This is a genomic window from Microcoleus sp. Pol12B3 (assembly GCF_036701355.1).
Lineage (GTDB): Bacteria > Cyanobacteriota > Cyanobacteriia > Cyanobacteriales > Microcoleaceae > Microcoleus.
This window is the reverse complement of the sequence record NZ_JAUBQS010000120.1, coordinates 1-6,516: the sequence shown is the minus strand read 5'-3', so window position 1 is coordinate 6,516 and position 6,516 is coordinate 1. Positions and strand designations below refer to the sequence as shown.

The 6,516-nt window shown below is 45.0% G+C and carries 6 protein-coding genes; all 6 read left to right on the top strand.

Annotated elements, in window-relative coordinates; genetic code table 11:
• The first annotated feature begins 143 nt into the window (after positions 1-143).
• Complete coding sequence (locus QUA53_RS28310; RefSeq protein ID WP_333101105.1) at positions 144-707, top strand: DUF1003 domain-containing protein; 564 nt, start codon at positions 144-146, stop codon at positions 705-707.
• Between the two features lie 142 nt (positions 708-849).
• Positions 850-1,584 (top strand): cadmium resistance transporter, encoded by a 735-nt coding sequence (locus QUA53_RS28305; protein WP_333101103.1) that lies wholly within the window; start codon positions 850-852, stop codon positions 1,582-1,584.
• Positions 1,585-1,698: 114 nt separating this feature from the next.
• Positions 1,699-2,325: a hypothetical protein gene (locus QUA53_RS28300; protein ID WP_333101101.1), complete on the top strand. Its 627-nt coding sequence runs from the start codon at positions 1,699-1,701 to the stop codon at positions 2,323-2,325.
• 819 nt (positions 2,326-3,144) lie between these two features.
• Complete coding sequence (locus QUA53_RS28295; protein ID WP_333101099.1) at positions 3,145-4,797, top strand: AarF/ABC1/UbiB kinase family protein; 1,653 nt, start codon at positions 3,145-3,147, stop codon at positions 4,795-4,797.
• A gap of 259 nt (positions 4,798-5,056) precedes the next feature.
• Positions 5,057-5,263 carry a hypothetical protein gene (locus tag QUA53_RS28290; RefSeq protein ID WP_333101097.1) on the top strand — a complete coding sequence of 69 codons (207 nt, stop codon included), beginning with the start codon at positions 5,057-5,059 and terminating at the stop codon, positions 5,261-5,263.
• A 235-nt stretch (positions 5,264-5,498) separates the two neighbouring features.
• Positions 5,499-6,443, top strand: a complete 945-nt coding sequence (uvsE, locus tag QUA53_RS28285; RefSeq protein WP_333101095.1) for a UV DNA damage repair endonuclease UvsE — start codon at positions 5,499-5,501, stop codon at positions 6,441-6,443.
• The last annotated feature ends 73 nt before the right edge of the window (positions 6,444-6,516 follow it).

The following is a 6,516-nucleotide window of genomic DNA, read 5'->3' as shown; positions in this document are numbered from 1 at the left end:
GAGGACGACCAGACATTGTAATTCTCTCCTTTACTTTTTACACAAGTCTATCACATCTTTAAAAAAATGGTATTACGCCTCAAAAACCAGAGGAAAAAGCCTTAACTCGCGGACAGCATTTAGCAGATACCCTAGCAGCGAAAGTGGGTTCGTGGCCGTTTTTGATTGGACAGACAGTAATCCTCGCCGGGTGGGTGGGCGCGAACCTGACACCGGGCCTTCCTCACTGGGATCAGCAGCCCTTCATCCTGCTCAACTTAGTATTCTCCTTTGCCTCTGCTTACACTGCACCGATCGTGTTAATGAGTCAAAACCGCCAGTCGGATGCCGAACGCGAACAAAATCTCTACAATCATCAAGTTAATCTCAAAGCCGCTCACGATGTGGTACTACTGCACGAAAAGATCGATCGATTAAGCCACCACATTCCTGATTTAATGGAAAAGCTCAATCAGCAACAGCAATCTGTCAGTCCCATCAAAATGATGGTGATGCCAGCCCCCGTTAAGGCAATTACCGAAGTTAATAAAGCAGCTAAGCCGTCTGCTTCCTATCAGAAGCAGAAGCGTGAAGTTCCCATACTATTTCCCCAACTATTTAAATCGAACTTTTACTCATCAAAATATACAGAAGTGATGCCCATTTTACTTCCAACTCAAAAGCCCTCAACACATTCTGTATCCGCATCAACCTATTTCAAACTGTGACAATCAACGTTACTACTGAGTGAGTTATAGCGTCGGTGTAGCCCATCTGTTTAGTAACAATTTTAAGAAAAAAATACCTCAACATCAATTAATCTCCGGCACTGTTCCATCAATCCTACCATCACAATCTAGGGAGTTAGATATGAACCCATTGATTACCGCTATTTCCACAGGTTTTACAGCTTTCACCGCCACAAATTTAGATGATATTGTCATCTTGCTGCTGTTTTTCTCCCAAGTCAATGCTGTTTTTCGACGGCAACACATTGTTACAGGACAATATCTTGGGTTCGCAGCACTGGTCCTGCTTAGCGTTCCTAGCTTCTTTGGCTGTATGATGGTGCCGCGCCCTTGGGTGGGGATGTTGGGGTTAGTACCAATTGCCATTGGAGTCAGCCGCCTGCTAAATAGAGATACAGAGGCGGATGATGAAAATACAGCTACAGATTCCCCTCCATCCACTATTTTTGCTAGTATTTTATCCCCACAAACTTATAGTGTAGCTGCGGTTACATTTGCTAATGGAGGTGATAATGTGGGGATTTATGTCCCGTTGTTTGCTAACTGCACTTGGGATAGCCTGCTAGTGATTCTGAGCGTCTTTTTCTTGCTAGTGGGTGTCTGGTGTTATGTGGCTTATCAACTAACTCGCATGAGCGCGATCGCGAGCCTACTTGTCCACTACGGTAATTCCCTTGTTCCCTTCGTTCTAATGGGTCTGGGTACGCTGATCCTGCTCGATAGCCATACTCTAGAAGATCTCGGTTTAACGGTAGTTACTGTAGCTATCAGTTGCTTGTGGCTGCTGACATTGCTTAAAGACAGTTATCAATCGTTAGAGACTGCACCTCAAGTCGAAAAATTTGAGGTAAACTAGGGTTCAAGTTTCCTCCACTTTGCTGAAGTTGAAAAATAAATAATTTATAACTTCAGCAAAGTGGAGGGGTTTTATAAGAACAAACTCTGATTTATTACACAAAGGACAACAAAAATGAGCAAGTTTTTCAAAGTAATTCTGGTAGCTTTAGTGCTTTTCGTAAACTTAGCTGTAGCTCAGCCTTCTTGGGCCGGCAAGGATTTCACAAAGGGAGCTGACTATGCGGAAGTGACACAGGAATTGAATCAACTTTTGTCAGCTCAGAGCGATCCTTCCACTGCCGGTTATACGTCTGAACAGTACCAACAGCGGTTGGCCGAATTGCAACAGCAGAAGTACGTGCTCGAAACTGCTACAAAGCGGGCTCAGTGCCGTAATGAAACCGGGCAAACGCTGGCAGTTTATGCTAATAAGCCGAAAAAATCGCCCACGCAACTTTATTTCCTGGCAGCCGGTGAGATTACAGATGATGATTGGGATTGCGATGGTATTTACTTGCCAGCAGGGGCTCAAGCTACTTTAGGGCCAGCGGCTCAAGCGCTTTCTTTGACTGAACCGGTTGCTATTAAGGTTGTAGATGGTACGCAGCTAGTTGCTAAAACGAGTGCAGGAACAGGTGGAATTCAATTGAATATTACCCCTGCTAAAGTTTTTAAGGCGGGTGAGACAACTTGGGCCTTGCCCTCGTTTTCTCAGGCAGACATTAATGCACAAGTTCCTACGCCGCAACTGATTGATTAATCCTTTTTTAGGAATCGTCAATAGTTAGGGACTTGGGAAAAAATAAAGTCCCAGGCATAATAGAGGAGAGGCAATGCCACCATTGGCGATCGCCTCTCCTCTTTAGATCGCAAAAAAGCCAGAAGATGCTGAGTGATGCAATGATTCGCGACATTCCTCGATGCAGCCCACAAGTTAACGGGAAGCCGCAAGCGGTCAACTTCGCTGCAAATATGACGTGGCAGGGACTCAAATCAATTGTACATTTGCGAGAAACGACCTATGAAAAGGCGATTAAGGTTCTATCTTCGGAACTAGAACAGTACCTCGGGTTCTGGCATCGCTCCTCCATCCTGCCTCAATGGGATATCACAATTGTTCCCACTTGATAGGGATTTTATTTAATCGCCAGTCGCTTTCTGGTAAAAATACTTTAGGCTGTTTCTCAATCCACTTATTCCAGTCTGGGTAATCGACAGAGGGCAACATCTTTTCAAGATATTTTACAACTAGGGGATGCAAAATATTTTTTCCCTTCTTTAGACAATCCTGTGCAATTCAATTTCTTCTAACTATAAGTAGCAAAGGATGTTAGCTACCCAAGCTAACAACAAAGAAAAAATTTTTTATCAGCAAGCTATATCTGATTATCAAATGCTGTAAGAGTGTAAACGATGAGGAGTATGCCAAAGCCAAAAATCGATCGCCCCCACGCCCCAAAACTCTCACGCCCATTCCCACCCTTTCCCCCAAGTTATTCCCCAAGACACTGGTCAGCCCGGTCAACAGCGCTATCCTAGTAGTTATATAGCCCTTAAACCCGATCGACCCGGAGGCCCCTTGTTTAGCCTAGTTCAAAACACTTCTCGCAAAGGAGAAATTCTAGAGGTCGTCTTCCGCAACGGTTGGGACTACATGAAAAGCCTCCTAACCGGCCGCAAAACCGACGCACCCAGTCTCCCAACTCCAGCAGTTCTCCGCAACATCCTCGTCGAATTAGGCCCAGTTTTTGTCAAATTGGGTCAATTGCTGAGCACCCGTCCCGACCTTTTACCCGCCAGCTATATCGAAACCCTCTCCACGCTACAAGCGGAAGTACCACCCGTACCGTGGTCGGAAGTAGAAGCCATCGTCCGAATGGAACTCACAAAATCTCTGGAAGATACCTTCGCTAAATTTAACACTCAGGCGATCGCCGCAGGTTCCATCGCCCAAACCCACAAAGCTACTTTAAAAGACGGTCGCGAAGTCGCCCTCAAAGTTCAGCGCCCCGGTATTGATATCGTCATCGAACAAGACATCGCCGTACTCCGAGGTTTGGCAGAACTTGTCATGCTCACAGACTTCGGTCAACAATACGATATTGTCGCCTTAGCTGAAGAATTTGCGATCGCCCTGCGTGCAGAATTAGACTTCATTCAAGAAGCCAGCTACACAGACGAACTGCGCCGCAATTTATCTAAAAGTCGCTGGTTTGACCCCACACAAGTTGTCCTACCAGAAATTAACTGGGAGTTAACTACAAAAAAACTCTTAGTAATGGAGTGGCTGAACGGAGTCCCAATTTTGTTAGGCGATTTGCAAGGAATTCGCCACAAAGGAGATGTAAATGCCGAACGCGAAGAAATTACAACGCTGCTTTGCCGCGTTTTCTTCCAGCAGTTGTACATCGACGGATTCTTTCACGCAGACCCGCATCCCGGCAATTTGTTTTATCTCAAAGATGGCCGGATAGCCCTGCTAGACTGCGGTATGGTCGGCAGATTAGACCCGCGCACTCAGCAGAATTTGACCGAAATGTTGTTGGCAATTGTCGATTTAGATGCTCAGCGCTGCGCTCAATTAACTTTGGAAATGGCAGAATTTGCTCAGCCGAAAAGTTTAGCAAATCTCGAAAACGATTTAGCTCGAATGCTGCGCAAGTATTACAATGTGAGCTTGTCGCAAATGAACTTGTCGGAAATTTTTTATGAGGTGCTGGAAATCACCCGAAAAAATAAAATTCGACTGCCCAGCAATCTCGGTTTGTATGCAAAAACTCTAGCTAATTTGGAAGGACTGGCACGCTCTTTTAATCCCCGGTTTAATATTGTAGAGCAGGTCAAACCGCTGATGACCGATATGTTTCGGCGTCAGTTATTAGGAGACGATCCAATCCAAGCTCTTTTAAGAACGGCCCTGGATCTGAAAAGCTTATCTTTGCAATCTCCGCGACAGGTGGAAGTGCTTTTAGACCGGGTTACTTCGGAAACTTTGAAGTGGAACTTGACATTAAAAGAACTCGACCCGCTACGCCGCACTCTAGGGGATTCTGCGAACCGACTTTCTTTTAGTATTGTCGTGGGTTCCCTGATTATAGGGGCAGCAATTATTTCTTCTAACGCACAAACTGCTCAGTTATCTTTTCTGAGCACTGGTTTGTTTGGGGCCGCGAGTTTTTTGGGTTTTTGGTTGATTATTAGCATTCTCAGGTCAGGGCGTTTGCGGAGTTGATTGAAAAAGAGAAATAGGAAAAATTAGGAGATATAGCAATCCTTTCGGTAAACGCGAAACAAGCTTTTTTTTCAACAAACCGCCAAGACGCTATTGACGCGAATGTTGATAAGATCAGAGAAAGATTTCACAATTGATGCGAGGAGTGCTATAGCATCCTCAACTATTAAGCAACATCTCTGACTTAAGATAGGCGATCGCCCGCCGCAGCTAAGTCTAAGCTAGAAATTGTTAGATCGACCTAATTGAGGAAAAAAAGATGAGTAGCGGTCACGCCAGCCATAAAGGCTCTTCCACAACACCCAATACCAACACTAACGGTCAAATTACATCCCCAGACGACCAACCCGCTGACCCGCTAAACCAAGAAACCTCCGGTTATCCATTCCATGACGAAGCAATGGAAAATCCTGCGGCTACCGGGCGGCCGCACGAAGAGGCTGATTCTGGCGAAGAACAGCAATAGTTATATCGATTTAATTGTCATCGATATGCTATCTGCAAGGCGGTTCATTAGATGTTTGATAAAAAAATCCCGTTTGTACTAATTACACCTTGCACTTCCAGAGTCCTCCAGCGATTTCAATCTCTGCCGGGATCTTTAGGCAGGTTCAGTAGTACCTAAAAACTTCAAGACTAAAAACTCCAGTCGTTACGAAAAACCTATTTAACATAAAATTAAAGTTAGGGATTATTGCTAAATGAGCGGGATTAACCAAGTAGTGGAACAGAAAAAATTGCCGGAATTGGGATTAGTCTGTATTACAACATCCGATGCAGTGCGCTTTCGCACTGTCACCCGGAAGCGACTTTTACAGCTTTCAGAAACTGAACAAGAAACAGTATTGCGCGAGCTTTATACAGACAACTTAAAGCGGCTTGACAAAGCTATCGACTTCTGTTCTGCTAATCAAATTAAGCTCTACCGCATGACTTCTGCACTGTTCCCTTTTGCAGATACAGATTTGGGGGAAGGAGTGCTACACTCCATGACTGAGGAATTGCGGAATACCGGCGATCGCGCTCTTTCTTTGGGCATCCGCTTGGTACTCCACCCGGATCAATTTGTCGTCCTCAGTTCTGACAAGCTTTCTGTGGTTGAAAACAGCATTAAAATTCTGGCGACTCATGCTTTAATTTTAGATATGTTGGGACAGCCCCGATCGCCCCAGGCACTGATGAACATTCACGGCGGCAAGAGCGATCGCACTTCGCAGCTCAAATCAGTCATCCGCGACTTGCCAGAATCTATTCGATCGCGCTTAACCTTTGAAAATGACGAATACGCTTACAGTTCCTCGGAAATTTTAGAAGTTTGTCTCGATACCGGCGTACCAATGGTTTTTGACGCCCACCACCACGTCATTCACGAACATTTAGAAACTTACGACGATCCCAGCGTTGCCGAAATGCTCGCAGCAGCCCGCACAACTTGGTCTGTTCCTGAATGGCAATTAGTACACATATCAAATGGCAGAGAATTTTTTGCCGATCCGCGCCACAGCGATTTAATTACAGAAATGCCTAATTGCTATTATCAAGCTCCTTGGATTGAAGTAGAAGCTAAATTTAAAGAATTAGCTATTGAAAAGTTGCGCTCGGAATGGTTGTCTGCGAATGTTCCACAATTTAGCAATGTCTCGTAGATACTGTCTTGATCTGTCAAGGGGTAGCGAGCAAATAAGTTGGATCGAAAGGCTTTTGGGACTTTAAAATACC

Excerpts from the sequence above, each read along its gene's own strand:
- QUA53_RS28305 (WP_333101103.1), top strand. The coding sequence starts at position 850 with ATGAACCCATTGATTACCGCTATTTCCACAGGTTTTACAGCTTTCACC.
- QUA53_RS28300 (WP_333101101.1), top strand. The coding sequence starts at position 1,699 with ATGAGCAAGTTTTTCAAAGTAATTCTGGTAGCTTTAGTGCTTTTCGTA.
- QUA53_RS28290 (WP_333101097.1), top strand. The coding sequence starts at position 5,057 with ATGAGTAGCGGTCACGCCAGCCATAAAGGCTCTTCCACAACACCCAAT.
- uvsE (WP_333101095.1), top strand. The coding sequence starts at position 5,499 with ATGAGCGGGATTAACCAAGTAGTGGAACAGAAAAAATTGCCGGAATTG.